This window comes from Natronoarchaeum mannanilyticum (assembly GCF_039522665.1).
Taxonomy (GTDB): Archaea; Halobacteriota; Halobacteria; order Halobacteriales; family Natronoarchaeaceae; genus Natronoarchaeum; species Natronoarchaeum mannanilyticum.
This window is the reverse complement of sequence record NZ_BAAADV010000001.1, coordinates 312627-336405: the sequence shown is the minus strand read 5'-3', so window position 1 is coordinate 336405 and position 23779 is coordinate 312627. Positions and strand designations below refer to the sequence as shown.

At 68.1% G+C, this 23779-nt stretch carries 26 protein-coding genes; 11 read left to right on the top strand and 15 right to left on the bottom strand.

Annotated features, from left to right (window positions below; translation table 11 throughout):
• Positions 1-92: 92 nt before the first annotated feature.
• Positions 93-623 carry a DUF7097 family protein gene (locus ABDZ81_RS01790; protein ID WP_343772111.1) on the top strand — a complete coding sequence of 177 codons (531 nt, stop codon included), beginning with the start codon at positions 93-95 and terminating at the stop codon, positions 621-623.
• A gap of 22 nt (positions 624-645) precedes the next feature.
• Here ABDZ81_RS01790 and ABDZ81_RS01785 read toward each other — a convergent pair whose 3' ends face one another.
• The 7 genes from ABDZ81_RS01785 to ABDZ81_RS01755 form a co-directional block, all read right to left on the bottom strand.
• Complete coding sequence (locus ABDZ81_RS01785; protein ID WP_343772110.1) at positions 646-1104, bottom strand: HalOD1 output domain-containing protein; 459 nt, start codon at positions 1102-1104, stop codon at positions 646-648.
• An 85-nt stretch (positions 1105-1189) separates the two neighbouring features.
• Positions 1190-1381, bottom strand: coding sequence for a DUF7576 family protein (locus ABDZ81_RS01780; protein WP_343772109.1), 192 nt, complete (start codon positions 1379-1381; stop codon positions 1190-1192).
• A gap of 16 nt (positions 1382-1397) precedes the next feature.
• Positions 1398-1688 carry a DdfA family disk-determining factor gene (gene ddfA, locus ABDZ81_RS01775; RefSeq protein ID WP_343772108.1) on the bottom strand — a complete coding sequence of 97 codons (291 nt, stop codon included), beginning with the start codon at positions 1686-1688 and terminating at the stop codon, positions 1398-1400.
• Between the two features lie 123 nt (positions 1689-1811).
• Positions 1812-1997, bottom strand: coding sequence for a DUF7576 family protein (locus tag ABDZ81_RS01770; protein WP_343772107.1), 186 nt, complete (start codon positions 1995-1997; stop codon positions 1812-1814).
• Positions 1998-2012: 15 nt separating this feature from the next.
• Positions 2013-2303, bottom strand: coding sequence for a HalOD1 output domain-containing protein (locus ABDZ81_RS01765; protein ID WP_343772106.1), 291 nt, complete (start codon positions 2301-2303; stop codon positions 2013-2015).
• 193 nt (positions 2304-2496) lie between these two features.
• Complete coding sequence (locus ABDZ81_RS01760; RefSeq protein ID WP_343772105.1) at positions 2497-7410, bottom strand: PAS domain S-box protein; 4914 nt, start codon at positions 7408-7410, stop codon at positions 2497-2499.
• Between the two features lie 294 nt (positions 7411-7704).
• Positions 7705-7905 (bottom strand): DUF5800 family protein, encoded by a 201-nt coding sequence (locus ABDZ81_RS01755; RefSeq protein ID WP_343772104.1) that lies wholly within the window; start codon positions 7903-7905, stop codon positions 7705-7707.
• Between the two features lie 204 nt (positions 7906-8109).
• On the opposite strand from ABDZ81_RS01755, the gene ABDZ81_RS01750 reads away from it, so the two are divergent.
• Complete coding sequence (locus tag ABDZ81_RS01750; RefSeq protein WP_343772102.1) at positions 8110-8967, top strand: polymer-forming cytoskeletal protein; 858 nt, start codon at positions 8110-8112, stop codon at positions 8965-8967.
• A gap of 410 nt (positions 8968-9377) precedes the next feature.
• Here the strand turns inward: ABDZ81_RS01750 and ABDZ81_RS01745 are convergent, their stop codons facing one another.
• Both ABDZ81_RS01745 and ABDZ81_RS01740 read right to left on the bottom strand, forming a co-directional pair.
• Entirely contained in the window at positions 9378-9770 is a 393-nt protein-coding gene (locus ABDZ81_RS01745) for a DoxX family protein (RefSeq protein WP_343772101.1), read from the bottom strand.
• A 117-nt stretch (positions 9771-9887) separates the two neighbouring features.
• Complete coding sequence (locus ABDZ81_RS01740) at positions 9888-10379, bottom strand: GNAT family N-acetyltransferase (RefSeq protein ID WP_343772100.1); 492 nt, start codon at positions 10377-10379, stop codon at positions 9888-9890.
• A gap of 190 nt (positions 10380-10569) precedes the next feature.
• Between ABDZ81_RS01740 and ABDZ81_RS01735 the strand changes: the two genes are divergently transcribed.
• On the top strand, positions 10570-10809 hold the full coding sequence (locus ABDZ81_RS01735) for a HalOD1 output domain-containing protein (RefSeq protein WP_343772099.1): 240 nt from the start codon (positions 10570-10572) through the stop codon (positions 10807-10809).
• Between the two features lie 134 nt (positions 10810-10943).
• Here ABDZ81_RS01735 and ABDZ81_RS01730 read toward each other — a convergent pair whose 3' ends face one another.
• Positions 10944-11111 (bottom strand): DUF8014 family protein, encoded by a 168-nt coding sequence (locus ABDZ81_RS01730; protein ID WP_343772097.1) that lies wholly within the window; start codon positions 11109-11111, stop codon positions 10944-10946.
• 148 nt (positions 11112-11259) lie between these two features.
• On the opposite strand from ABDZ81_RS01730, the gene ABDZ81_RS01725 reads away from it, so the two are divergent.
• The 6 genes from ABDZ81_RS01725 (at position 11260) to ABDZ81_RS01700 (ending at position 17275) form a co-directional block, all read left to right on the top strand.
• Positions 11260-11589 (top strand): 4Fe-4S dicluster domain-containing protein, encoded by a 330-nt coding sequence (locus ABDZ81_RS01725; RefSeq protein ID WP_343772096.1) that lies wholly within the window; start codon positions 11260-11262, stop codon positions 11587-11589.
• A gap of 124 nt (positions 11590-11713) precedes the next feature.
• Positions 11714-12580: an electron transfer flavoprotein subunit beta/FixA family protein gene (locus tag ABDZ81_RS01720; protein ID WP_343772094.1), complete on the top strand. Its 867-nt coding sequence runs from the start codon at positions 11714-11716 to the stop codon at positions 12578-12580.
• 2 nt (positions 12581-12582) lie between these two features.
• Positions 12583-14292, top strand: coding sequence for an electron transfer flavoprotein subunit alpha/FixB family protein (locus tag ABDZ81_RS01715; RefSeq protein ID WP_343772093.1), 1710 nt, complete (start codon positions 12583-12585; stop codon positions 14290-14292).
• Positions 14285-16003: an FAD-dependent monooxygenase gene (locus ABDZ81_RS01710; protein WP_343772092.1), complete on the top strand. Its 1719-nt coding sequence runs from the start codon at positions 14285-14287 to the stop codon at positions 16001-16003. The genes ABDZ81_RS01715 and ABDZ81_RS01710 overlap by 8 nt, the downstream gene beginning before the upstream one ends.
• A gap of 4 nt (positions 16004-16007) precedes the next feature.
• Positions 16008-16436 (top strand): DUF8055 family protein, encoded by a 429-nt coding sequence (locus ABDZ81_RS01705; protein ID WP_343772091.1) that lies wholly within the window; start codon positions 16008-16010, stop codon positions 16434-16436.
• Between the two features lie 101 nt (positions 16437-16537).
• A complete protein-coding gene (locus tag ABDZ81_RS01700) occupies positions 16538-17275 on the top strand; it encodes a GNAT family N-acetyltransferase (RefSeq protein ID WP_343772089.1) in 738 nt (245 codons plus the stop codon).
• Between the two features lie 103 nt (positions 17276-17378).
• Here the strand turns inward: ABDZ81_RS01700 and ABDZ81_RS01695 are convergent, their stop codons facing one another.
• Entirely contained in the window at positions 17379-17786 is a 408-nt protein-coding gene (locus ABDZ81_RS01695; RefSeq protein ID WP_343772088.1) for a DUF5788 family protein, read from the bottom strand.
• A 180-nt stretch (positions 17787-17966) separates the two neighbouring features.
• Here ABDZ81_RS01695 and ABDZ81_RS01690 point away from each other — a divergent pair, with 180 nt between their 5' ends.
• On the top strand, positions 17967-18704 hold the full coding sequence (locus ABDZ81_RS01690; RefSeq protein WP_343772087.1) for a GNAT family N-acetyltransferase: 738 nt from the start codon (positions 17967-17969) through the stop codon (positions 18702-18704).
• Positions 18705-18744: 40 nt separating this feature from the next.
• On the opposite strand, the gene ABDZ81_RS01685 is transcribed toward ABDZ81_RS01690, so the two are convergent.
• Complete coding sequence (locus tag ABDZ81_RS01685) at positions 18745-20448, bottom strand: CocE/NonD family hydrolase (RefSeq protein ID WP_343772085.1); 1704 nt, start codon at positions 20446-20448, stop codon at positions 18745-18747.
• Positions 20449-20452: 4 nt separating this feature from the next.
• Complete coding sequence (locus ABDZ81_RS01680) at positions 20453-20731, bottom strand: hypothetical protein (protein ID WP_343772084.1); 279 nt, start codon at positions 20729-20731, stop codon at positions 20453-20455.
• Between the two features lie 115 nt (positions 20732-20846).
• On the opposite strand from ABDZ81_RS01680, the gene ABDZ81_RS01675 reads away from it, so the two are divergent.
• A complete protein-coding gene (locus ABDZ81_RS01675) occupies positions 20847-22025 on the top strand; it encodes a redox-regulated ATPase YchF (RefSeq protein WP_343772082.1) in 1179 nt (392 codons plus the stop codon).
• An 84-nt stretch (positions 22026-22109) separates the two neighbouring features.
• On the opposite strand, the gene ABDZ81_RS01670 is transcribed toward ABDZ81_RS01675, so the two are convergent.
• Positions 22110-22556 (bottom strand): DUF7979 domain-containing protein, encoded by a 447-nt coding sequence (locus ABDZ81_RS01670; protein ID WP_343772081.1) that lies wholly within the window; start codon positions 22554-22556, stop codon positions 22110-22112.
• A 125-nt stretch (positions 22557-22681) separates the two neighbouring features.
• Entirely contained in the window at positions 22682-23668 is a 987-nt protein-coding gene (locus ABDZ81_RS01665) for a hypothetical protein (protein ID WP_343772080.1), read from the bottom strand.
• Positions 23669-23779 lie beyond the last annotated feature (111 nt).

The window sequence follows — 23779 nt, the reverse complement described above, 5'->3', positions numbered from 1 at the left end:
GGACGTTCGAGGGGCGTTAGCTTTGTGATTTCAGCAGATCGATCGCGGTCCCAGTCGGAGGATTCAATGGCCGGCGCGCCCACCGATCGGGCATGGAGAAGACGCCGGAGGGCACGTCGGTCGGCGTCGACGACCCCTACGAGCACGCCGGGGTCTGCGACCACGTCACCGACGACGGCCGCTGCCGGTACGCTTTCGAGTTCCCCGAGCACGACCCCGAGTTCGCCCGCGAGCGCCGGACCGACGACTTCGCCTGCCCGGTCGCGGCCGACGACGAGGACTGGAACTGGGCCGACTGCCCGCACTTCCGGTCGCGCAAACCCGACCGGGAGTGCGTCCGCTGCGGCCTCGAGGAGCGCCGGCTCGCACACGACGACGAGCGGCCGCTGCTGGAGGAACACCACCTGTCCTACGCGGATTCAGGCGAGACGCTCTCCCACGAGATCACGGTCTTCCTCTGTCGGTGGTGTCACGCGAAGGTCCACGACTCGTGGGCGCGGATCACCGACGACGCCGCGCCCGAGGCCGAGGCGCTGGCGGAAGCCGAACAGCGTCGCAGCAAAGAACAGCAGGAGTTCGGGTTCGAGTCCGCCGCCGAGCGGTACGGCGACGATCCGAAATAGCTGATTCTACCGCAGCTCCACCTCAGCGCTCGTCGGGCGGCGTGACGCCGATGTGGCCGTGGCGGAACACGGTGATCTCGTATTCGTGATACGTGAACGACACTTCCCCGGTGGCGAGTCGCCCGTCCTCCTGGGGGCTAAAGAGGCGGTCGAGCAGCTCGGGATCGAGGTAGTCGTACAGCGGATCTAACTCGGTCGCCCCGACCCCTTCGAGGTCGGCGACGATCATCACGACGATCATCGACAGCGGCATCGCGTCGCGCCAGTCGTACTCGACGTGGTAGGTGCCGGTCGCCTCGTCGTAGCGGGTCCCGGCCTCCGGATCGGCGTCCCCCTCGCCCAGCGAGACCATCGTGTCGGTCTCGATCCAGGCGTCCTCGTTGTCGTCGTCGAACACCGTCGCGGCGCGGTCGCCGGACTCCCCGGTGTGTTCGACGTAGCTGTACTCCGAATCGTCTGCTCCCCCGTCTGGTGGGCTCATGGCGTGAGAACTTCGCTACGTGTGCATCCACGACCGAGGCCTAAAGCTTGCCCGGTCGCGCGCCCGCGCGACGAGATCGGGGCCGTCACGCGTCCTCCCACTCGTCGCGACACCGGTCGTCGCAAAAGGGGTAGATGCGGAACTCGTCAGGCTCCGATCGGGCGACCACGGGATGCCACTCGCTGGTGTCGATGGCGTCGCCGCAGTGCGCGCAGAGATCCGGCGACCCCTCGCCGTCGGCGGGCGATCGCGACGCGTTCTCGCGGCCGTTCGTCACGCTCGATCGCTCCGGTTCACACCGGGTCCACCCGGTCGGCGTCTTCGAGCGGCGTGGCGCTCACCTGTCCGTCGGCGCGGACCCGCACCCGACAGCCGGCGACGTCGAACGTCAGCCGACCGGCGGGAACGTCGCTCGAGGCAAACAACCGGTCGACGGCGTCGAGGTCGATCCGGTCGTACAGCGGATCCAGATCGAGCGGATCGACCCCTTTCGCCTCGGCGACGGCCCGAATCACCGCCTCGCTGGCCCTGTCCGCACCCCCGGCGTCGGGCCCCGAGTCGGTGACCGTAGTACGCGCAGTCATGGTTCGTTCGAACGTACGGACGAATCGGCCTAAGTCGTCGTACCTACTAGCAGAACGTGCCGCGCTCGATCGTGCCTACACACGTTGGTTCGGTCGCTACGCGCGCCGGTTCGACCGGCGGAATCAGCGGTCCGGCCCGGACCACGACGCCCGACAGCGTTCGCTGCAGAACGCGTAGATCCGGAACTCGTCGTCGACGGTGCTGGCCCGAACGGGGTGCCACTCGTTGCGGTCGATCGGCGCGCCGCAGTTCGCACACTCTATCGCGCGGTCCGCCCCGTCGACGTCGTCGGCGTTTGCCACTGGCACGGGTCTGGTGGACATTCAGTCCTGGAAGGCCGTCCGGGCGGCGTCGGCTTCGCCGTCGGCGCCCAGAGTGGCGGGCGTCCGCCCGCTCGTCGGCGTGACCGTCACGTCGTCGCGACCGCGCACGGTGATCTCGCAGCCTGCGATGGCGAACTCCACCTCGATGTCGTCGCCCCGATCGAACAGTTGCTGGAGCGCGTCGACGTCGACGGCGTCGTACAGCGGCGGGAGGTCCAGCGGGTCGACGCCCGTGACGTCGGAGAGTTCGAGGACGATCGTTTCGGTGAGGGTGTCGGCGTGAGCGTTCATGAGTTACACTCCTCTGTAACGCTCCCGAGGGCATACGAGTTCTACCTAGCATACCACCCGGTCGGGGCAGGGCGATACTATCTACCTAGAGTCGGGGTCGGAACGGCGTCCCGACGCGGCGCGCCGAAACGTACGTCGATAGCTGCGTTCGACCGCTCTCGACGCCGTTTTCGCCCGATTTCGGCGCCGCCGATCACTCGCTTTCGGCGCCGGCGTCGGCCGAACCGTACAGCAGCTCGAACAGCTTGCGCTGGGCCGCCCGGAGGTGGTGGTTGAACGTCGGCTGGGAGATGTCCAGCGACGCGCCGATCTCCTTGCCCGTTCGCCGGCGCGGCGTCTCGAAGAAGCCGCCGAAGTAGGCGGTTCGCAGCACCTCGCGCTGGCGCTCGGTCAGCGCGGCGTCGAGATCGGCCTGGAACTCGCGGCGCGACCGGGTCTCCAGGGTTCGTTCGCGCCGGGCGAGCAGTTCGACGTCCTCGAACAGCGTCTGGAGCATCTCGACGAACCCCCGGACGTCGACGGTCGCGGGGAGCTCGACGACGAGCTGTGCCCCCTCGGCGGTGGCGCTGAGCTGCTGGGGGCGCGCGCCGTGGTCGAACAGCCGCGGGATGAACCCGTCCTCGGTGAGCGTGCACTCGAACAGCGGCGGCTCGTCGTCGGTGATCCGGCGGAGCTCCTCGACGAACGGCGAGCGCTCGGCGTAGTCTCGGATCTCCTCGTCCGTGACGTCTGTGGCCGAAAACAGCGTTCGCAACCCCCGTCCGTCCTGGAGGAACACGTTTTCGAACTCGAAGCGCCCGCCGGTCTCCGCGAGGAACTGGAACACGAACGCGTCCGGGTCGTACAGCTCAAGTTCCAGTTCGACGACCTCGTCGCCGACGAGCGCGCGCTTGCTCTCGACGGCGTTGATCGCGTACGCGATGGTGTCGCCCAGGTCGACGAGCGTCTCGCGCTCGCGCTCGTCGAACAGGGTCGTCCGGTCGCCGTACACCGTCAGGACGCCGTAGCGGTAGCCGCCGTACTCGATCGGGACGCCGACGGCCGAGCTGAAGCCGTGTCGGAGCGCCGCCTGGCGCCACGCCGAGAGCGGCGGTTCGGTGTGGACGCGCTCGGCGACGCTGACCTCGCCCGCGTCGGCCGCCGCCAGGCTCGGCTCCGGATCGTCGTCGGCCGAGGCCGTCAGGTCCACGTCGTCGAGGTACGCCGTCTCGCCCGCTCCGGCGACCCGGCTGAGACCCCCGCTCGCGGTGTCCGGTCGGCCGATCCAGGCGAGCTCGTAGGGCTCGACCGTCGCGAGCTGCTCGCAGACGGCCGACTCGATCTCCGAGCGGGTCGACGCGCCCACGAGCACCTGTTCGATGCCGCGGACGACCTCGTTGAGCCGGGCGAGGCGTTCGAGGTCCTCGTTCTGGCGCTGGAGCGCCGCCTCGCGGTCCCGCAGGGTCTCCTCGCGGTCGGCGCGGTCGAGGGCGGCCCGGACGGTGGCGGCGACCGTCTCGACGAAATCCAGCTGCGGGTCGGGCATCGTCCCCTCGCCGGCGACGCCGACGAGCAACACGCCGTGCTTGCCCAGCGGCAGCGCGATCCGCTCCCGGAGGTGAACCGGTTCGGTCGACAGTTCGATACGCTGGTCGGGCGCATCCACCCGGCGCTCGTCGTTGACGAACGCGTCCCACGCCAGCCCCGAGGAAACGTCGAACAGCTCGGTCTCCTCGTGGAGCCGCTCGCCCAGCGGCGTCGCGGCGGCGAGTCGAAGCCGCCCGGCTGCTTCGTCGTACAGCGCGATACTGGCGATCGGCAGTTCGAGGTCGCCGTCGGCCGCGTCGGCGACGATGTCACAGACCGCCTCGGGCGATTCGACTTCCATCAGCACCCGGGTCACGTCGCTGAGCGCGGCGATCTGGTTGTCGTGGCGCTCGCGCTCGATCGCCGTCGCCAGCAGGTCGGCGACGTGCTGGACGAACTCGACCTCGTAGTCGTCGTACTCTCGATCCTCGGTCGTGTGGGTGCCGAGAACGCCCCAGGGGTTGTCCCGCGGGCCGACGATCACGCTGATCCCGCCGGCGACGTCGTGGTCGGTCAACAGCTCCGGCCCGGTAAAGCGAGTCTCCGCGTCGAGATCCTCGACGACGACCGGCTCGGACTGCTGGAGGGTGTAGCCCGCCTGCGAGTTCTCCCGGGTGTCGACGGTCGCCGAGCCGACGATCCCCTCGTGCCACCCGACGCCGGAGCGCAAGAACAGCTCGTCGCCGCCCTCCTCGATCTCGAGCACCTTCGCGTACTCGTGGTCGAGCACCGCCGCGACCCGCTCGACCGTCGCCTCGAACAGCTCGTCGAGGTCCTCGCCCTCGAGGGCCTGCCGCCGAAGCTGGGACAGCGTCCGCTGCTGCTGGGCGTACTCCTCGAGAGCCGCCTCGCGGAGCCTGCGGTCGGTGACGTCGGCAAACGTGACGACCGCGCCAGCGACCTCCCCGTCGTCGCGCAGCGGCGTCCCGCTCATCGAGAGCCAGATCCTGTCGCCGTCGGGGTTCAGCACGCCGATCTCGACGTCGCGGATCTCCTCGCCCTCGACGGCGACGCGGCGTGTCGGAAGCTCGTCGGTCGGGATCGGCTCGCCGTTCGGGAGCACGGGGTCGAGTCGATCGATCCGATCGTCGATCTCGTCGACCGCTTCGGTCGGCTGGTCCAGTATCTCTTCGGCGCGCTCGTTCGCGTTCCGGACGATCCCCTCGGCATCGAGCCTGACGATGCCGACCGGCGACGTGTCGACGATGTGGCGGTTGAGGTCGCGCTCCTCCTGAAGTTCGCGCTCGCGCCGCCGCTGCTCCGTGACTTCCTGTGACATCCCCATCGCGGCGAAGACCGCCCCGTCGTCGTCGCGGACCGGGACGAAGTGGAACTGGTAGTGCCTGTCGTTGATCGCGCTCTCGAACTGAGAGGGCTCTCCTTCGAGCGCAGCTTCGTAGCGGGGGACGACGACTTCGGCGATCTCCGGGGGCAGCGCGTCGCGGAGCGGTTCCCCTTCGAGATCGGCTCTCGTCACGTCCACGCCGCCCTCGGGCGTCCCGCCGAACGTGACGTACTGGAGATCCTGGTTGACGAGCGCGACGGCGCCGTTCGGGAAGTGCTCGATCAGCGTCCGGAACCGCTGTCTGGACTCCTCGAGTTCGCGCTCGCGTTCCTTGCGCTCGGTGACGTCGCGGGCGACCGCCACCATGTACTCCCGATCCAGTTCGACGTGGGTCACGTTGACCTCCGCCAGGTAGGTGGTGCCGTCCTTTCGCTCGTGAACGCCCTCGATCGTCACGCCGCCCTCCGCTTTCACGTCCTCGACGTGGGATCGCCAGTCGTCGGAGTCGTCGAACAGTCGATCGATTTCGTGCACCGGCAGACCGATCAGTTCGTCCCGATCGTAGCCCAGTTGCCTGCACGCGGTCTCGTTCGCGTCGAGGAACTCTCCCGTGGACGGATCGATCACCAGGATGCTGTCGGTTGCGTTGTCGAGCAGCGTCCGGAACAGTTCGAGTTCGCGCTCGCGCTCCTTGCGCTCGGTGACGTCCCGGAAGTACACCGACAGCCCCGTCTCGGAGGGGTAGGCGTTGATCTCGTACCACGCGTCCAGCGGCTCGGGGTAGTAGATCTCGAATGAGGTCGGCTCCTGGGTCGCCATCGCCTCGCGGTACTCCTCGCCGATCCGCGAGTCTTCGGCCCACTCGAGCACGTCCCAGATCCGCTCGCCCACGAGCCCCTCGTCCCGGTAGTCGATCAGCTCCTCCGCGCGATCGTTCGCGTGGGTGATCCGCCACTGCTCGTCTAACGCGTAGAACGCGTCGGTGACGCGCCCGTACACCTCCCGTAGCTCCCCGGCCAGCTGCCGGCGCTCGGTGATGTCCTGGAACGCGAACACGACGTCGACGATCTCGCCGTCGGCGTCGAACATCGGCGCGGCGTTCATCAGCACCCAGACGCGCTCGCCGTCCGGCTTTCGGAGCCCGATTTCGGTTTCGTACACCGGCTCACCGGTCTCGAGAACGCGGGTGAACGGAAGCTCGTCTTCCGGAAGCGCCTCGCCGTCAGCGCCCACGGCGTCGAGCTCCGCGACCGACGCGGAGACGTTCTCGATCGATTCGGGATCCGTACCGACGATCCGCCGGGCGTGGTCGTTCGCGAACGTGATGTCGCCGTCGCGGTCGGCGATCATGATCCCCGTGGGACTGGTCTCGAGGATCCGCCTGTTGAGGTTGCGCTCCTCGCGGAGGTCCTCCTCCAGGGCCTCGCGTTCGCTGACGTCCCGCATGATCCCCGAAAAGAACGTCCGCCCGTCGCGCTCGAACTCGCCGAACGAGACGGACAGCGGGATCTCGGTTCCGTCCTTGCGCTCGCCGGGAAGTTCGAGGTAGCTCCAGTCGAGCGCCCGCTCGCCGGTCTCGAGGTACCGGTCGATTCCCTCCAAGTGGGGTTCGACCATCTCGTCGGGCATCAGCGTCGTCAGCGGTTCGCCGACGATCTCCTCGGGGGCGTAGCCGAACACGTCCTCGACCGCCGGATTGGCGTAGTGGATCCGGCTGCGCTCGTCGATCGTCACGATGGCGTCGCTGGCGACGTCGGCGATCACGCGGTACTCCTTCGCGGGCTGTGACTCGGTCGGCGGGCTCGCGACCTCCGCGGCGGCGTCCGCGTCCGTCTCGCGGGAGTGTTCCGTCGCGCTCACGATCGCGGCGACCTTGCGGGCGAGCGCAGTCGGCGCCGCCTCGCCGACCCGCTGGAGGTAGTCGGTCGCGCCGGCGTCGAACGCGGCGGTGATCTCGGCGGGCGTGTCGGGGTCGCCGTACAGCAAAACGGGGACGGCGGCGCCGGCGTCCCGCACCGCCCGGACGAGATTGACGCCGGGCGTCTCGGTGAGCTGGTCGGCGCTCACCAGGCAGTCGACGTCGTCGAGCCCGTTCTGCAGCAGTTGCGCCGCGCCGTCGACGTGCCGTATCGCTGCGTCGGGCAGTTCCTCGCGCAGCGCCGAGACGACCTCGTCGGCCGCCTCCGGATCGTCGTCGACGTAGACGATCGTCGTTTCGGCGGCGTCGGCGCGGCTCTCTCGGCCCTCGGCGGTCATTCGTTCGGCCCTCTGCAGGTTGTGCTCTCGGCGGGTCCCCAACTCCCCCGACCGACGAACCGATCGTCCATCCGCGGGCTCAGCGACCTCCCGCGGCGAGCCTGTCGTCGACCGCGGAATTCCCAAAATCGGCTGTAGGCGCCTCGAATCGACCTCTCGGCGGCACAGACGCTCCAGAAAGAACCCGTCGCTGTGGGTCGTTCATCGCTAGCCACAACGCGACCGTCGGGTAAAAGCGAGGCGCCAAAATCTATAGGTTCTACCGCTAAAACCCGGTGGCGGCGGTGCGGTCGATCAGCCGTCGACGATGTCGCCGATCCGGCGCGGTTCGCCACCGAGTTGCGGATCTTCCGCGACCATCTGGAGTACCTCGTGGTCGGTCACGTCGAAGTAGTCCTTCTGTACGGCGTCCTCCACGAGGGCGCGCTCGAGTCGGAACTCGGTGCCCTCGTACACGACGTCGACCCCCTGCTCGTCGAACGCGAGCGTCGTCATGGGCGTTCGTGGGCGCCGCGGCGTCAAAAGTCTTGCATGACGGCGGCGGTGGCGAGACTGCGGGACGGACGCCGTCGCGGCGTCGGCGTCCTCGCCGAGCGAACGCCCGGGCGTCGTCGCCGCGACCTCTCGGATATCGGAGTGTCGTCAGACGCCCGTCTGACGCCGCAACGGGTTTAATACGGGGCGCTGGAAAGTGGGGGTGTGTCGCTGCGATCGAACCCTCTCGACGAACTGTCGATCCCCGATGGCACCACCGTCGAGGAGCACGACCTCGTGACGGATGGCGACGTGCTGCTGGGCGGGCGGGCCACCGTCGAGTTCGGCGTCCGCGGGCGGAACGTGCTCGCGGGCGAGGGCGTCCGTTTCGGGGGGGACATCGAGGCCGAGGCCGACTGCCGGCTGGACATGTGGTGCGACGTCGAGGGGAACGTGCTGGTGGGTCGGGACGCCTACCTCGGCGAGCGCGTCCACGTCGGCGGGCAACTGATGGTCAGCGGCGATCTGGACATCGGCGACGACGTCGACATCGAGGAAGGGTTCGAGGCAAACGGCTGGATCGTCATCCGCAACCCGATGCCGACGATCGTCTTCCTGTACGTCTACCTGACCCAGCTGCTACGCATCGGCGAGGAGGACGCCGCCGAGCGCATCCTAGAGGAGTTCGTCGACGAGGACGAGCCCGAGCGCGACCCGCTGGTGGTCCCGCGCAACGGGACCGTCAGCGACGACGCCTGGCGCGTCTCGACGCCCGCTCGGATCGGCGACGGCTGCCGGCTCCACGGCAACGTCCGCGCCGAGGAGATCACCGTCGGGGAGGATAACAACATCTTCGGCAGCCTCCGGGCGCGCGAGGACATCGTGATCGGTCAGGGCACGCGCATCCACGGCGACGTGACCACCCGCGGCGGGACGGTCGCGATCGCCGACGGCGCGCGCGTGCTCGGCGACGTCTCCTGCCAGAACCTCGAACTCGAGGACGGCGCCACCGTCGACGGGACGATGCGCGCCAGCGGCGAGGTGACGATGCAGCGCGATCGGCAACCGCGGGATCCGGAGTGACGCCGGGTCGGGAGGATTCGGACGAGAAGGGTCCTTGTTGACCCTATGTCACTTTCAACAGCTACTAGATCCTGAGGTGAGGCGGTAAGTACAGGCGAGCTACTGATTCAGTTAGCTGACTACTGAGAGCGCTGTCTTATCATGTACCCTAGTAACAGGACAACTGCTACTGGAAGCGTGATGTAGGTAGTAAAACCCGCAACTGGCAATATGATTAGCAGAATGACAAGCAGCAGCACTACTCTTCCAAGAGTGGAGGAAGGCAGACGCATAGAAGCTCTATCGATTCCCTGTAACAAATGTATTCCGTTCAATACGCATCCTCACTAAGCGGTGATTCCATTCACAGGTAGTCGAATGAACCAGAGTTGAAGGAGATTCGCCTGACGAGGTGGTTGTCGACCAGCCCGTCAGTTTCGACCCGCTCGCCGGAAGAACGCGATCGCAGCGCCGAGCAGCGTCAGGTTCTGGAGGAACGACGTGAGCTCCTCGCCGCGGGACTCTTCGTCGACGGCCCAGAAGTCGTGCATGAGCGGCGTGACGCCGACGAAGAACGCGGCGATGCTGCCCGCGGCGATCCGGGGGAGTTTCCAGAGCCCGATGCCGACGCTGCCGCCCAGCAGGAGGCCGCTCGACGCGGGAACCAGCTTGTCGGCGAGCGGGACGCCTTTCGCGTCCGCGTAGGCGATGCGTCCGTCGAGGTTCGTGAGGTTGCGAAGCGCGAGCACCGCGAGACCGCTCGCAAAGAGAAGCCGCCCGAGTCGCGACGGCGGCATTTCGGTGGTCGAATCGGTGTCTAACATCACTTCGTCGAACGGCTCCGGGACGGTTAACCGGCCACTCTCTCCCAGTAGCCTGCCGCTAGCACGCGACGTTGTCACGGGTGAGAGTCTCACTCGCGTCGGTTGGCCGGTGGTTTCTCAAAGATCTTTTCGCAGCTCCAGCACCCGCCCGGTGACGCCGCCGCCGAACTCGTGGACGCGCTCCGCCACGCGTTCGTAGCCCTGCGATTCGTAGAAGGGAACGGCGTTCATCGACGCCCACATCCCGAGGGCGCCGAGTCCGCGCTCGCGGGCCCTGGTTTCGAGGCGATCCAGCAGCGCCGTCCCGACGCCTTCCCGCGCCACGTCGGGATGGACGTACATCCCCGTCACCTCGCCGTCGACGTCGGCCGTCAGGTGTTCACCGGGGTCGTGGGAGAGCCAGCCGAACCCGCGAACCGCCCCGTCGATCTCGGCGACGAAGACGTCCCGGTCGTCGCCGCCGAACTCGTAGTCGTCGGGGCTTCGACCCGCGCTCCAGGCCGCCACCTGCTCGTCGTCGTAGACGGCCGCGCCGAGGTTCTCGATCGCCGCGTGGTGGGCGTCGGCGACGGCCTCGGCGTCCTCGGCGGTCCCCGGACGGATCTCCATGCCCGTAGTTACCCGAGCAGATCACAAAACGTGTGCGGTGCCCCGACCGAACTGGTCCGGCGGAGTGGCGGATATCGCGGGACGTCGTGCCTCGGTCGGTAATCGAGGGGATCGTCAATGCCAATCTGATGAACGTGTGGCGGACCGGGTGAAAATATAACTTTTCTATCTTAATGGCTTACTCCCGTCCATGGAGATCCTTTACGAGATCATCGACGAGGTCGCACGACAAGAGGGGTGCGACCCGATCGATCTGCCGCCGCTCTACTCGGAGGTCGATCCTGAATCGCTACAGGAAGTTATCGAGTCGACGGAAGCGGCAGACGCCCCGATCGTTCGGATAACCTACTGCGGCCGCGAGGTGGTCGTCGAGGGAGACGGAACGGTCGAGGTAGACGGCGGAATGGGATTACAGGGGAAGACGAGGTGAGCTCCCCTCGGGAGGAATCTACGTTCGCTCTCGGCGTCTACGCGGCGTTCTAACTCGGTCGTCGAAGGCCGACGCTTTTCTGACGCGCCTACCGATGGGCTGGCTGGGGCCGAAACGCGGACCAGCGGCCGACGTCACGGCCACTCGGCGTCGGCGTCCTCGAGTGGTTCCGCGACGACGCCGTCCTTCTGAGCGCGCGATCGCGCGTGTGACGTGCACACTTCCAGATTCTCGCTCCAGGGAACGTGGAGGCGCACCGCGGCGGGCTCCGCACAGCCGTCCTCCTCGCAGGTGTCGGCCATCGTTCGCGCTTCGAGGCGATCCCACAACAACTTCCCGGCGTCGCTGACGCCGGTCGCCTCCAGTTTCGGGATGCTACCCGTTCGTGTGACGGTTACGCCCCGGCTATTCCAAGATTTAAGTAGGCTCCCGAATTGGTACTAGGTAGCAATGGCCATTGACTCGAACTTCGAGGAGAACCGAGAGATCGTCGACGAGCACGAGGGCCACGACGTGTGGGGTCCCGTCGACGAGCCCGAACAGCTGGGGATCCACGGGACACACGTCGCCGTGGACTTCGACATCTGCCTCGCCGACGGGGCGTGCCTGGAGGACTGCCCGGTCGACGTGTTCGAGTGGGTCGACTCGCCGGGTCACCCCGAGAGCGAGATCAAGGCGGATCCCGCCAACGAGGCCCAGTGCATCGACTGCATGCTCTGTGTCGACGTCTGCCCGGTCGACGCGATCGACGTCGACGCCGGGCGCGCCGGGCGAACGTAGAGCGGACGGAGATTGCAGCGAGAGCGACCGACGAGTTGTGGCGGGGCGACGGGGATCGCCGGGGAATTGACAGGACGATCGCACGCGGGCACCGACGTTACGACAACGGAGAGAGGACACACGTATGTACTCACTGGTTCTGACCAAGGGCGTCCCGGACTTCCGGGAAGGACAGGTATCGTTCGACGACGAGGGGCATCTCGAGCGCGGCGAGACGCCGACCGTGATGAACCCCAACGACGAGTTCGCGCTGGAGGCGGCGCTCCAGACGAAAGTTCGCAACGGCGGCACGGTGGGGGTGATGAGCATGGGGCCGCCGGGCTACGAGGACGTGCTCCGGGAGGCGATGGAGACGGTGTACGCCGACGAGCTGTTCTTGCTGTCCGATCGCGAGATGGCCGCCGCCGACACCTGGGCGACCGCGATCACGCTCGCGACGGGCATCGAGAAACTCGCCGAGACCGACCGCGGCGCGCCCGACCTCGTGTTCGCGGGGTTCAAGACCGCCGACGGGGAGACGGGCCACACCGGCCTCCAGACCGCCTGGGGGCTCGACCGCCCGATGATCACCCACGTCATCGCGATGGAGGTCGACGAGGACGAAGAGCGCGTTCGCGCCAAGCGTCTGGTCGAGGGCGACGTCGAGGAGATCGAGACCGTCGAGGCGCCGCTGCCGGCCGTGATCGTCGCGGATCCGGAGTTCGAGCCCAGCTACCGCCGGGCCGACCACCGGCTGACGCTGAAGGACCTGCAGGAAGAGACCGCCGAGCGCGCCGAGGACTACGAGGAGCACCTCACGACGTGGAACCACGAGGATCTGAATCTCGATCCGGACTACATCGGGCTGGACGGCTCGCCGACGATCGTCGAGTCGGTCGACCCGATCCCGAAGGCGCCGGCCGAGCGCGAGGCGACGATGATCGATCCCGCCGAGCCCGACCAGCTCGGGGAGGTGCTCGAAACGATGCAGCCCTACGCCGGAGGTGACTGATAATGCCCGAAATCGATCCGAGCGATCACGACATCGCCCAACTCGGCCCGAAGCTGACGGAGATCGAGGACGTTGAGGAGCTCGAAGCGATCCTCGACGCGGAGCGCGAGGGCGAGGACCGCTCGAACGTCGTCACGCTGATCGAGGACCGCATCGAGAAGCTCGAAGACGAGGGCGACGACGCCGAGGCCGGGGAACTCGACCCGACGGAACTCTCGGTCGCCGAACTCGGCAACGCGATCCGCGATATCGAGGACGCCGCGGAGCTCGAAGCCGTCCTCGAGGCCGAGGAGGCCGGCGAGGATCGGTCGAGCGCCAAGAGCCTGATCGAGAACCGCATCGACTCGGTGCAGGGCAGCGGCGAAGACGAGGACGAAGAGGAAGCGCTCCCGCCCGAGGAGAAACATCCCGAGCTCGACCACCCGACCGCCGACAAGAAGCACGTCCGGGCGCTCGAAGACGGCGTCTACGAGGATATGTGGGTGTACTGCGAGACCCAGCAGGGCCGGCTCATCGACGTCTCGAAGGAGATGCTCGGGAAGGCCCGCGAGCTGATGGACGGGTACAACGAGGAGTACGTGGACGCGGAGGACGACGAGGAGAAAGTCGTCGCCGTCGTGATCGGCGACGACGTGGAAGAACAGGCCGAACTCGCGATCGAGTACGGCGCCGACGTGGCGGTCCACTACGACGACGAGCGCTTGGATCGGTTCCGGCACAAGCCCTACACCGAGCTGTTCGCCGAGATGGCCCGCGCGGAGTACGACTGGAAGGGGTACGACGAGCCCCGGTACGTCCTGTTCCCGGCGACGAACAACGGGCGTGACCTCTCGGCGCTCGTCCAGGCCGAACTCGACTCAGGGCTCGCGAGCGACTGCTCGGGGCTGTACATCGACGATACGATCATCTCGAACCCCGCAAAAGTGGGGCGGGGCGGCGACAAGAAGGAGTTCCAGCGCGTGCTCCACATGAAGCGTCCGGACTTCTCGGGGTTCGAGTACTCGACGATCCTCTGTCTGGACAACCCCGGCCGGGAGTTCCACCCGCAAGGAGCCTCCGTGATCCCGGGAAGCTTCGAGCTGCCCGACCCGGACCCCCAGCGCGAGGGCGAGGTCGTCACTCACGAGAGCGACCTCGACGAGGACTGGCTGCGCGCCGAGGTCACCGACTACGACCAGCTGGAGGGCGGCGTCGATCTCACCGGCAACGAGGTCGTCGTGGCGCTCGGACGAGGCATCGGCGACGATCCCACTCGCGGGATGGAGCTCGGGCTGGAGCTGACCGACGCGTTCGAGGACGCCGACATGGGCATCACGCGAGGGATCGTCACCTCCTCCTACCAGTTCGAGGGCCACGTCGAGCAGTACGCCAAGGAGGAGCGCCAGATCGGCGAGACGGGGCAGGTCGTCGAGCCGGACCTCTACATCGCGGCGGGGATCTCCGGCGCCATCCAGCACAAGGTCGGGATGGACGAGTCCGACACGATCGTCTCGATCAACACCGATCCGGACGCCGACATCCGGGACTTCTCGGACTACTTCGTCGAGGGCGACCTGTTCGAGGTGCTCCCGACGCTGATCGACGCCGTCGAATCGGGCGAACTGGACGCCGCGGCGCTGGCTGGCGACGCCGAGCCGGCCGACGCGGAGGGCGGCGAATCGATGGAAGCGGACGAAGCCGCTTCGCCCGCGGGAGGTGAGGACGATGACTGATCAGGCACCACTCGACGCCGCGACCGACCACGAGCAGTACGGCACCGCGACCGACCACGAACACTACGAGGCCGTCGTCGTCGGCGCCGGACCGGGCGGCGCCGCGGCGGCGGCGACGCTGGCGCGCAACGGCGTCGAGACGCTCGTGCTGGAACGCGGCACGGAGGCCGGCTCGAAGAACGTCTCGGGCGGGCTGATCTACGCCGAGGAGTCGGCGCCGTACACGATCGACGAGCTGTTCCCCGGCTTCCGCGAGCACGCGACCGAGCGCCCGGTCACGGACTACTACATCCACAACGTCGCCGGCGACACGGTCAAGACGTTCGACATCACCGACCTCCACGAGCACGACACCGAGTGGTGCGACGCCGTGCTCCGGCGGCCGATGGACTCGTGGCTCGAAGACCGCGTCCACGAGATGACCCGCGAGACGGGCGGCGGCGTCCTGACTGGCGTGCGCGTCAACGGCCTGCTCCGCGAGAACGGCCGGATCGTCGGCGTCACCTGCGACGAGCTCGACCCGATCACCGCCGACCTGATCGTCGCCGCCGACGGCGTCAACTCCGAGCTGGCCCGGGACGCCGGGCTGATGGACTGGGAGGAGCCCGACGAGTGGTTCCAGGGCGTCAAAGCGGTCGTCGACATGGAACCGGACGCGATCGACGAGCGGTTCGACATCGGCCCCGACGAGGGCGCGGCCCACCTGTTCTCGGGCGATCTGTTCGAGGACGTGCGCGGCGGCGGGTTCCTGTACACGAACGAAGAGTCGCTGTCGATCGGGACGGTGTTCCACCTCGATAGCCTCGCCGCCGAGGAGGCCGAACCCCACGAGCTGCTCGACTCCTTACTGACTCACCCGCTGCTCGGCCAGTGGCTCGGCGACGAGTATCACGAGCGCGAGTACTCCGCGAAGCTCGTCCCGGACTCGAAGAAGGTCGCCAGCACCTCGCCCCACCGCGACCGGCTCGTGCTGGTGGGCGACGCCGGCGGCCAGATGCAGGCACAGGGCCCGATCATCAAGGGGATGAACCACGCCGTCACAGCGGGCGCGCTCGCCGCCGAGGCGTTCGTCGAGGCCCGGTCCCGGGGCGATCCCCACAGCGCCGGCGAGCGCTACGAGAAGCGCCTCCAAGATGAAGGCGTGATGAAGAAGCTCCGGCCGCCGCGGTACCGCGCGGTCAGCGCGCTGGGCGAGCAGGACGCCGTCGCGGATCTCACGGATCGGGTGCTGGAGTCCTCGGTCGGTCGGGCGGCCGTCCGTGCGCTCGGCGGGAACCTGGAGCGCCTCTACAGCTCGCCGTACCTCGTGTCGATGATTCCGGACACGAAGACGCCGTACGTCACGCTGCCGACCGTCATCGCAGAGGAGCTGGGCGAGCCCGTCGAGACGCGCAACGACGTCGAGCCGCCGGACCTGGCCGACCGGATCGGCGAGCTGACCTACGACACCGACGTCGGCAACCCCCACATCGAGCTGCTGGACAACTCCTACGAGGCCAGCGGGACCGCCGTGACGGCCTGTCCGGTCAGCGCCGCGGACTTCGGCGGCGGCTGCTACCGCGACGAGGAAGTCAAGACGAACGGCTCGACCGAGCGCCTCGTGAGCCTCGACACCCAGCCCTGCGTGGAATGCGGCACCTGCGCCGTCGTCGCCGACACCGACTGGGAACATCCCCGCGGCGGCAAGGGCGTCGAGTTCCGCGAGGGGTGATCCCGTGGCGGACGCCGACCGTCGGGACCACGACACCACCGACATCGGGGGCGACGAGGCCGCCGAGGCCGCCGACGCGACTGACGAGTCGCCCGCGGAGCGGATCGACCGCTTGCTCGCTCGCGCCCGCGCTGAGCGCGAAGATTTCGAGCCCCCCGCCGATCCCGACGAGCGGGCGCTGGAGTACCTCCGCGAGGGGCTGTGGCCGACCGTCGAGACGTACGTCGACGCCCGAACCGGCGAGTTCCGGCGGTTCGAGCGCAAGGAGTGGGATCGACTCGAGGCGTCGCTGCACGCCTGGCTCGCGCTGTACGCTCGCTGCTACGGCGAGCGGATCGACCCCGACGTACCGATCCGAACCGCCGCCGAGGCGTTCGTCGACACGTACGATCTGCGCGACACCGCCTGCGTTCTGACTGGAGTTCCGGAGTAACGAACCTCGGTACGCCGCTGACGACGCTTTTCCGCGCGGTCGATCCGGAACTTGCCAAAGTCACCGCAACCTATTTGCCCTGGTAAACGGTATCAATAATCATGAAGCTCTCGGAGAAGCTGGAGTTCGACCACGAGGATCGCCAGCGGATCTACGACCACGTGGAGCGCCACGGGACGGTCGACCCGGACGAGGCCCAGCGCGAGGTGCTGCCTAACGACCGCGGGGGCTTTCGCCACCACCTCGCGATCCTGAAGCGCAACGGCTACCTCGAGACGACCGCGGACGGCGATCTCAAGGTCGCCATCGAGGAGGAGGGCGAAGAGGAGTTCGCCGGCGAGGAGTTCACGTTCACGGTGCGGCCGGCTCGCCAGAAGGACCTGACCGGGATCGTCGGAGCGATCCGGCAGGTCGCCGAGCGGGGCACCTACATCGTCGCCGAGACGGTCGCTCAGGAACTGGATCACCAGGAGGCGCTGTTGCGCCACAACGAACTCGAGTCGCGGATGTTCTTCGTCGCGACGGTCGACGACGAGGTGGTCGGCTGGGTTCATCTCAACGCGCCCGAACTGGAGAAGCTCCACCACACCGCCGAGCTGACCGTCGGCGTCGTCGACGAGTACCGCGGCCGGGGCCTGGGGAGCCACCTGCTCTCGCGCGGTCTGGAGTGGGCCGGCAAGAACGGCTACGAGAAGGTGTACCAGAGCATCCCGGCGACCAACGACGCGGCCGTCGAGTTCCTCGAGGAGCACGGCTGGGAGACCGAGGCCGTCCGCGAGGATCACTACAAGATCGACGGCGAGTACGTCGACGAGCTGATGATGGCCGTCGAGCTGTAGGTCGCCTCGCGGCGTCGACATCCCGCTGACCGAGAGCGTGCGTCGGCCACGCACGACGAACGTCTCTATTACTCCCCCTGCTTCTCGGAACGCCGCGCAGCGCTCACGACCGGATCGTCTTCAGGAAGCCGAGCCACCGCTTGTGATCGTCGATCGAGGCGCTTCGCTCCGTCTCGGAGTACGTCGGTTTGCGTACGTTTCCAAGGGCGTTCAGCGCCCGGTCGATACCGGTGATCTCGCCGGCGAGTTCCTCCGCCGCGTCCCGGTCGAGCGGGGCCGACTCCAGTCGCTCGATCCGCCGGGCCCGTTCCTTCCGGAGGGATCGCTTCGCGGCCGTCAGCGTCTCCTCGGTGTCCGGCGGGAGTCGATCGATCTTCCGCGTCTCGATCACGAACTCCCTGAGCGCCAGCTCCTCGTCGCCGATCGCGATCGTCTCGGGCATCGACGCTCCGACCGTCGCCCCCTGGCGGTTGACGCGCCTGAGCAGCTTCTCCCGTTCGTCGTCGTCCATAGCGCCGCTTTGTCCCGCCCGCTCCAAAAGACGCCCGCCGGGACTCGGCATCGCCGCATCGAGGCGCCACTGCGAGGACATCGGCGACGCCTTAACTCGGCTTCGAGTCAAAGTATCCGGGCGCCGTACTGCGATTTCGGGCAAACGGTAAAGAGGGTAGGACGCGTTACATGTTCTCGTATGGGGACGGCACAGTCGCTGCAGTTCGACCACAGGGATCGCCAGCGCATCTACGAGTACGTCGAGCGACGCGGGTCGGTCGACCCCGAGACCGTCCGGGAAGAGCTGCTGCCGGACGACAGCAGAGGGTTTCGCCACCACGTGTCGATGCTCCGGCGCGACGGCCACCTGACGCTGACCGACGGCGGCGAGCTGGCGGTCGCCCTCGACGACGCGGGGCGCGAGGAGTTCTCTCGGGGCGAGCGGGCGTTCGCGGTCCGCCCGGCGCGCCAGGAGGACCTGACGGGGATCGTCGGCGTCATCCGGCGGGTCGCCGAGCCGGGCGACCACATCGTCGCCGAGACGGTCGCCCAGGAGATCGACCGCGAGGACGCCCTGCTGCGGCACAACGAGATCGAGTCGCGGATGTTCTTCGTCGCGACCGTCGAGGACGAGGTGGTCGGCTGGGCACACGTCCGCGCGCCGGAGCTGGCGAAGCTGCGCCACACCGCCGAGTTGACCGTCGGCGTCCTGCCGGAGTACCGCGGGGACGGCCTCGGCAGCCACCTGCTCTCCCGAGCCCTGGAGTGGGCCGGGCAGAACGACTACGAGAAAGTGTACCAGAGCGTCCCGGCGACGAACGACGCCGCCGTCGAGTTCCTCGAAGGCCACGGCTGGGAGATCGAGGCCGTCCGCGAGGACCACTACCGGATCGACGACGAGTACGTCGACGAGTTGATGCTGGCCGTCGAGCTGTAGCGTCGGCGTTTTGCGTTTCGGCGAACCGTTCCGCCAGCGCTCACTCGAGCGTCGACAGCGCGACGCGAGACGGACGATCGGGACCCCGGTGGACCCGCTGGTCGGCGGGCAGCAGCGTCGCTGACTCGCCGGGCGGGTCCGGCCGTCCCGGATTGCGATCGAAGCGCGGGAACGCGCCGCTCGCTATCTGCAGCCGGAGGCGGTGGCCGCGCCCGAAGCGGTACGCCGTCGGCCAGAGCTCGACCTCGACGCGGCGGACGCCGTCCCCGTCGACCGCCTCGGAGTGATCGCCGGCGTCGCGCTCGTCGAACGCCACTCTCCTGATCCCGTCGCAGACGTTCAGCGACGCACCGGTGGGATCGACGTCGCACAGGCACGCGTAGATGTCGGCGCGCTCGCGGCTGGATTCGACGAACAGCTCCGCCGAGACGGGGCCGATCGCGGTGACGGGCTCGCTCAGCGGGTCGGTCGTGTACGTCAGCACGTCGTCGCGCGCTTCGAGTTCCGTCTGGTCGGCCTGCCCCGCTTCCTCGTCGAACGTCGCGCCGCCGACCGAGGGGGTCGGATCCGCGGGGTCGTATCGGTACTCTTCGACGCCGCGCTCCCCAGGCGACTCGTCGCCAAGTTCGCCGTCCGGCTGTAGGAACCGACTCTCGGCGTCGACGTCGCTGGGCGGCCACGACTCGAACGTTCGCCACTCGCCCGACTGCGCTCCGGCGTCGTCGCCGGTCGACGCCGCGGCGTCCTCGCCGGACGCCGTCGATCTCTGCACGAATAGCCGAACCGGGTCCTCGCGCAGCGCCGCCTCGTCGCCCAGCAGGCGCGCGCGGAGCCAGCGGATCGACTGGTCGACGCAGGCGCCGTTGAGCCCCGGATCCATGTGGCCCCACGGGCCGATCGTCAGGTACGGCTCCGCGCCGGCGTCGACCTGCCGGCGGTAGTCGTCGAGCAGCGGCGGGAGCGCGATGTCGTACCAGCCGCCGACGTGGTGGGTCGGCGCGGCGTCGGCGACGCGGTCGCTGTGGTCGATCTCTCGCCACCGGTCGGGGTCCCCGAAGTTCCGGCGCCAGGCGTCGATCGGTTCGCCGACAACTGTCCGATCGGCTTCGACGAGCGGGAGCGTCTCGAAACCCGCCTCGACATCGGCGCCGATGCCGGCGCTCCGGGCGAAAAAGCGCCAGGTAGATTGGGAGTCGGCCATCGACGCCGCCCAGCGCAGAGACGTGCCGAGCGCGAACGCGCCGCCGGGCCGGGTCACGCGCTCGAAGTTCGACGCCGTCGCTTGGGTCGACATCGCGTCGATCGCGGGGTGGTCGGCGACGGCCCACTGAGTATACCCGAGGTAGCTCATCCCCGTCGTGCCGAGTTCGCCCGTGAACCACGGCTGGTCGTCGAGCCACTCGATCGTCGCCAGCCCGTCGGCGCGCTCGTTCTCGAAGGGGACGAACTCGCCCCCGGAGCCGAACGTCCCGCGGCAGCTCTGGAACAGCACGTGAAACCCTCGCTCGGCGATCAGGCGACCGATCAGTCCCATCCCGGTGCGCGGGTACGGCGTTCGGACCAGGACGGTCGGGCGGCCGTCGAGGTCGCGAGGGTAGTAGTGGGTCGCCTCCAGATCCGTCCCGTCGGGCATCGGCACCGCGACCGTCTCGGCGCCGACGTCGCGCGTCTCGGCGGGCGGCAGGTCGCTCCTGCGTTCGACCCACCGCGTCAGCAATCGGGCGACCGGTTCCGCTCCCCGCATCGTGCTACGGTTCCTCGGAGATCTGGTTCGCGCGGACGACGACGTACATGAGCACGATGCCGGTCCCGACCGCGAGCACGAACTGCGTCGCGACCGTCAACAGGAGCCCGAGCGGAGAGGGAACGCCGAGGATAGTGCCCAGCACGACCTGCAGAAACACCGGGACGAGCGCGACCAGCCCGACGGCGGCGACGAGCTTCGCGAGCGGGATCGCCTCGTACAGTATCCGATCGGTGTCGAGTTCTCCCGACGACTGGAGGAAAAACGGCCTAGCTGTCGACATACTGAACTGTACGGCACCCTCTAGAATAAATCTTGCCCGCGCTCCGCTCGAACGGGGGGCGGCGATCCTCGCGGAACCGAAAGGCAATTTTCGGCGACGCGAGTAGGTCGTTCCAATGATCTCCATCGCGCTTGCCGGGAAGCCGAACGCCGGCAAGTCCACGTTTTACACCGCGGCGACGCGGGCCGACGTCGACGTCGCGAACTACCCGTTCACGACGATCGACGCGAACCGCGGCGTGACCCACGCCCGAACCGACTGTCCTTGCCTCGACCGCGAGGAGCGCTGTGGCAACGAGAACTGCCGGGACGGGAAGCGCTACGTCCCGATCGAGCTGCTCGACGTCGCGGGGCTGGTCCCCGGCGCCCACGAGGGCAAAGGGTTAGGTAATCAGTTCCTCGACGAGCTGACCAACGCCGACGCGATCGTCAACGTGATCGACGCCTCCGGCGCGACGAACGAGGAGGGCGAGCCGGTCGAGATCGGCGAGCACGATCCGATCGATGACATCGACTTCGTCGAGGAGGAGATGGACCTCTGGCTCGCGGGCATCATCGACGACAACTGGGAGACCGTCGAGCGCAAGTCCCGATCGCCCGACTTCGACATCGACGACGCGCTGGCCGACATGCTGACGGGCTTCGGCGCCACCGAGGCCGACGTGGCGGCGAGCCTGCGCAGCCTCGACTACCCCGACGACCCGATCCAGTGGACCGACGAGCACCGCGAGGAACTCGCGCGGGACGTCCGCGCCCGGACGAAGCCGATCATCGTCGCCGCGAACAAGATCGACGTCGCGCCCGAGGAGAACGTCGAGCGCCTGCTCGAACTGGACAAGCCGGTGATTCCCACCACGGCGGAGGGCGAGCTCGCGCTGCGCAACGCCGCCGACGGTGGCCTGGTCGACTACGACCCGGGCGACGGCGACTTCGAGATCGTCGGCGACGTCAACGACCAGCAGCGCGACGCGCTGACCGACCTGCGCGACACCATCGCACACTGGGACGGCACGGGAATCCAGGGCGCGCTGGACTTCGCGGTGTACGACCTGCTCGACCGGCTCACGGCCTACCCCGTCCAGGACCAGAGCAAGTGGACCGACGCGAAGGGCAACGTGCTGCCCGACGCCTTCCTGCTGCCCGACGGTTCGACGCCCGTCGATCTGGCCTACGCCGTCCACTCCGACATCGGCGACGGCTACCTCCACGCCGTCGACGCCCGCACGAATCGCGAGGTCGGCGAGGGGTACGAACTGGAGGAGGGCGACGTGATCAAGATCGTCAGTACGAACTGACGGCCGAGAGGGAACCACCGCCCGCTTCGTCCGCGTTCGGATACTGCGATAGCCGCTATGGTGGTCGTTCGGCACCGCCGGTCGCTACTCCCCCACGAACTGCCTGTACCCGACGTAGGTCACGAGACAGATACCGGCGGCGAGCGACCCGAACCGCGAGAGGAGTTTGACCGGGTCGATTCCGGGCATCCACCGCACCGGGAATACGAGATACAGCTGCCCGTCTTTTTCGACGACATCGGAGGTCGCGGCGCCGCGCTGGCTCTCGTTCGCCTGCGTCGCCCAGGGCTCGGGCGCCTCACCGAGCGATCGAGTCGCCGTTCCGTTCGGCGCGGCGGCGTCGAAGAACGCCCGCGCGTCGGCCGAGAGCTGTCGGTACTCGCGGTCGGCCGTGAAGTTTCGATTCTCCGGCGCCGGTTCGACCGTCAGTTCAAGTTCCTCGCTGGGCTCCGGAACCGGGCTGGCCAGCGGGTACGCAAACAGTCCGATACCGAGGAGGAGGGACAACAGTAGCGCCGGAGAGCGTTTCACGCACGAACGATGGCGAAGATGTAATTTAAATTCTATGATCGGCCGGGAGAGGCGTGTCGCGCGGACGCGCCGAGCCGCGAACCGACGTTCGGCGTCGTCGCGCGATCGCCCGCAGTCGACCGACGCTACCGGTGCCAGTAGATGTCGGTCGCCCGGTGCCGCGAGTTGTAGGCGTCAAGCCCGTCGCCGAGCACGCCGGTCAACTTGAGATCGTCGTACAGCGTCGAGTGCATGTAATCGAGGAACGTGATCGCCATCACGAGTTTGCCGTCCTCGCGCAGGATGGTCGCGACGCCCGTGTAGGCGTGCTTGTGGCGGGTGTCGCTGACGAACATCGAGACGACCGGCGCGGTCGCCTCGTGGGCGGGGACGGCGTGGAGCGATTCGTTCGCGCGTCGCGTCAGCTCCGTGCAGAACAGGCCGGTCGCCTCGCCGGACTCCAGGGCCTCGAAGCCGACCGGCGACTCGAAGTGCTTTCTGAGATCGACCGTCCCGAACAGAATGTTATCTTCGATCGACCCGGCGACGTACCGGGGCTTGTCGTAGCTGCTGTGCTCGCGGAACGCCGCCCGCAGCGCCGTGACGACGCGCTCGGGATCGGCCGGATCGGCGCCGATGAACGCGCCGACGGTCTCGGCGTCGGCGTAGTCGTACCCGTCGCGGGTCGCGCCGGTCGAGAACGGGCTCGCGTCGGCGTCGGCGATCCGATCGAAGAACTCGTCGAACTTGGCGCCCTCGACGACGAACTCGCCCGCCCTGAGCGCCGGGACGTCCCGAACGAGCTCCTCGACCGGCCCGCCCGCGAGATCGAACTCGGCGTCGACCGCGGCGCCCTCCTCCGGCGTGGTGTCGGTCACCGAGCGCTCGGCGAGGACGTCGTCCCCGTCTAGCACTGCGACGGTGTCGCCCGACAGCTCGACGGCGTACTCGTCTAGTTCGGCCCGGTAGTCGTCGACGCGCATGTACTGGGCGATCAGCGGCCGGAGGTCCTGCTCGGTGACGTTCGTGCCGGTGACGACGCCGTAGCCGACCTGCGTGTTGTACAGCGCCTTCCCGCTGCCGACGGTGACCGCGCCGCCGCCGAGCAGCTTGAGGAGTTTGCGTCGGTTCACGGCCGCCACCTCGCGGCGACGCCGCTCTCCGGTTCGGTCGATTCCCGGCGTCTCTCCTCGGATCGTTTCGTCATGAATCTCGAAGCGAGCGTCGTGATCGCGCTGTCGTAC

Excerpts from the sequence above, each read along its gene's own strand:
- ABDZ81_RS01790 (WP_343772111.1), top strand. The coding sequence starts at position 93 with ATGGAGAAGACGCCGGAGGGCACGTCGGTCGGCGTCGACGACCCCTAC.
- ABDZ81_RS01785 (WP_343772110.1), bottom strand. The coding sequence starts at position 1,104 with ATGAGCCCACCAGACGGGGGAGCAGACGATTCGGAGTACAGCTACGTC.
- ddfA (WP_343772108.1), bottom strand. The coding sequence starts at position 1,688 with ATGACTGCGCGTACTACGGTCACCGACTCGGGGCCCGACGCCGGGGGT.
- ABDZ81_RS01765 (WP_343772106.1), bottom strand. The coding sequence starts at position 2,303 with ATGAACGCTCACGCCGACACCCTCACCGAAACGATCGTCCTCGAACTC.
- ABDZ81_RS01760 (WP_343772105.1), bottom strand. The coding sequence starts at position 7,410 with ATGACCGCCGAGGGCCGAGAGAGCCGCGCCGACGCCGCCGAAACGACG.
- ABDZ81_RS01755 (WP_343772104.1), bottom strand. The coding sequence starts at position 7,905 with ATGACGACGCTCGCGTTCGACGAGCAGGGGGTCGACGTCGTGTACGAG.
- ABDZ81_RS01745 (WP_343772101.1), bottom strand. The coding sequence starts at position 9,770 with ATGTTAGACACCGATTCGACCACCGAAATGCCGCCGTCGCGACTCGGG.
- ABDZ81_RS01740 (WP_343772100.1), bottom strand. The coding sequence starts at position 10,379 with ATGGAGATCCGTCCGGGGACCGCCGAGGACGCCGAGGCCGTCGCCGAC.
- ABDZ81_RS01735 (WP_343772099.1), top strand. The coding sequence starts at position 10,570 with ATGGAGATCCTTTACGAGATCATCGACGAGGTCGCACGACAAGAGGGG.
- ABDZ81_RS01730 (WP_343772097.1), bottom strand. The coding sequence starts at position 11,111 with ATGGCCGACACCTGCGAGGAGGACGGCTGTGCGGAGCCCGCCGCGGTG.
- ABDZ81_RS01725 (WP_343772096.1), top strand. The coding sequence starts at position 11,260 with ATGGCCATTGACTCGAACTTCGAGGAGAACCGAGAGATCGTCGACGAG.
- ABDZ81_RS01720 (WP_343772094.1), top strand. The coding sequence starts at position 11,714 with ATGTACTCACTGGTTCTGACCAAGGGCGTCCCGGACTTCCGGGAAGGA.
- ABDZ81_RS01715 (WP_343772093.1), top strand. The coding sequence starts at position 12,583 with ATGCCCGAAATCGATCCGAGCGATCACGACATCGCCCAACTCGGCCCG.
- ABDZ81_RS01710 (WP_343772092.1), top strand. The coding sequence starts at position 14,285 with ATGACTGATCAGGCACCACTCGACGCCGCGACCGACCACGAGCAGTAC.
- ABDZ81_RS01700 (WP_343772089.1), top strand. The coding sequence starts at position 16,538 with ATGAAGCTCTCGGAGAAGCTGGAGTTCGACCACGAGGATCGCCAGCGG.
- ABDZ81_RS01695 (WP_343772088.1), bottom strand. The coding sequence starts at position 17,786 with ATGGACGACGACGAACGGGAGAAGCTGCTCAGGCGCGTCAACCGCCAG.
- ABDZ81_RS01690 (WP_343772087.1), top strand. The coding sequence starts at position 17,967 with ATGGGGACGGCACAGTCGCTGCAGTTCGACCACAGGGATCGCCAGCGC.
- ABDZ81_RS01685 (WP_343772085.1), bottom strand. The coding sequence starts at position 20,448 with ATGCGGGGAGCGGAACCGGTCGCCCGATTGCTGACGCGGTGGGTCGAA.
- ABDZ81_RS01680 (WP_343772084.1), bottom strand. The coding sequence starts at position 20,731 with ATGTCGACAGCTAGGCCGTTTTTCCTCCAGTCGTCGGGAGAACTCGAC.
- ABDZ81_RS01675 (WP_343772082.1), top strand. The coding sequence starts at position 20,847 with ATGATCTCCATCGCGCTTGCCGGGAAGCCGAACGCCGGCAAGTCCACG.